The sequence below is a fragment of the Streptomyces klenkii genome (genome assembly GCF_003626645.1).
In the GTDB taxonomy this organism is placed as follows: domain Bacteria; phylum Actinomycetota; class Actinomycetes; order Streptomycetales; family Streptomycetaceae; genus Streptomyces; species Streptomyces klenkii.
This window is the reverse complement of record NZ_RBAM01000089.1, coordinates 1-1,335: the sequence shown is the minus strand read 5'-3', so window position 1 is coordinate 1,335 and position 1,335 is coordinate 1. Positions and strand designations below refer to the sequence as shown.

Sequence of the window (1,335 nt, the reverse complement as noted above, 5' to 3'; positions counted from 1 at the left end):
CGGGGGTCGAGCCCGGGGTCCACCGTGCCGTCCGCCTGGGAGGAGCGCACCGCCTCCAGCTTCTCCGCGAAGTGCGCCCGGCGCTCGGCCAGGGCGGGGTTCTCCCGCAGGCCGACGCGCTCCATGCCCTCCCACAGGCACAGCCGCAGGTAGCGGGGGTCGTGCTGGTAGTGCCGGAAGAGGCCGGCCACGTACTCGTCCAGCGCGTTCGCCTCGGGGCTGACGTTGTCGCCGTTGGTGCGCAGGTACTCGCCCAGCACCTGCTCCAGCAGCTCCTCCTTGAGGCCGTAGTAGCGGTAGATGGACTCCTTGTTCGCTTTCGCATTGCGGGCGATGCGATCCACGCGGGCGCCGGAGACGCCGTGCTCGGCGAACTCCTCCAGGGCCGCTGCCATGATGCGGGCCTTGGTGTCGGGGGCTGCCATCTCAGATACCCCTCATTTCTGACGAAGACTCAGAATTCACAGAAGCCAACGCACTTCTCCTCCGATCGAGGCTTGCCAGGCGCGAAGCCATGAGGTTTCATGAGCTTACGCGACCAACTGTTTGGTTTGACCGGCAGGTTGGACTCGTCAGTTGGACCGTTTGGTTCGCCTCCTTCGTCCGGCTCACCCGTTGCTCTCCGAAGGAAGACCCGGCATGCAGGAAACCCCGTCCCGTCGCTTCGTCTGGCTGCTGACCCTGGCGTGCGGCCTGACCGTCGCGAACCTGTACTACACACAGCCCCTCCTGCACGCCATCTCGGAGAGCTTCGGCGTCTCCGAGGCGAGCACCGGGGCCATCGTGACCGCCACCCAGCTCGGCTACGCCGTCGCCCTCGTCCTGATCGTGCCGCTGGGCGACATCGTCCGCCGCCGGCCGCTGGTGTGCGGGCTGCTGATAGCCGACGCCGCCGCGCTGGCCCTCAGCGCCGCGGCCCCCAACGTCACGGTGCTGCTGATCGCGGCGACCGTGGTGGGCGTCACCTCGGTCGTCGTGCAGGTCCTCGTCCCCTTCGCCGCGGGCGTTGCCTCGGACGAGTCGCGCAACCGCGTCATCGGCATGCTGCTCTCCGGCATGCTGCTGGGCGTTCTGCTCTCGCGCACCTTCGCCGGGCTGGTCTCCCAGGCCCTGAGCTGGCGCGCGGTCTACGCCCTGGCCGGCGTGTTCATGCTGCTGGCCGCCGCCGTGCTCTACCGCCTGCTGGGCGACCGGGCCCCGGACCTGAAGCTGACCTACCGCAAGCAGATGCGCGCCATCGTCTCGGTGGCTGCGGCCGAACCCGTCCTGCGCAGGCGAGCGTTCATCGGCGCGTGCATCTACGCCGCGTTCAACTGCTTCTGGACCACCGCGGCC

At 68.9% G+C, this 1,335-nt stretch carries 2 protein-coding genes; one reads left to right on the top strand and one right to left on the bottom strand.

Annotated elements, in window-relative coordinates:
• On the bottom strand, positions 1-425 hold a 425-nt coding region (locus tag D7231_RS36740), incomplete at its 3' end, for a TetR/AcrR family transcriptional regulator (RefSeq protein ID WP_158673897.1).
• A 214-nt stretch (positions 426-639) separates the two neighbouring features.
• Here D7231_RS36740 and D7231_RS34825 point away from each other — a divergent pair.
• A partial coding sequence (locus tag D7231_RS34825) for an MFS transporter (protein WP_147449888.1) occupies positions 640-1,335 on the top strand: 696 nt, incomplete at its 3' end.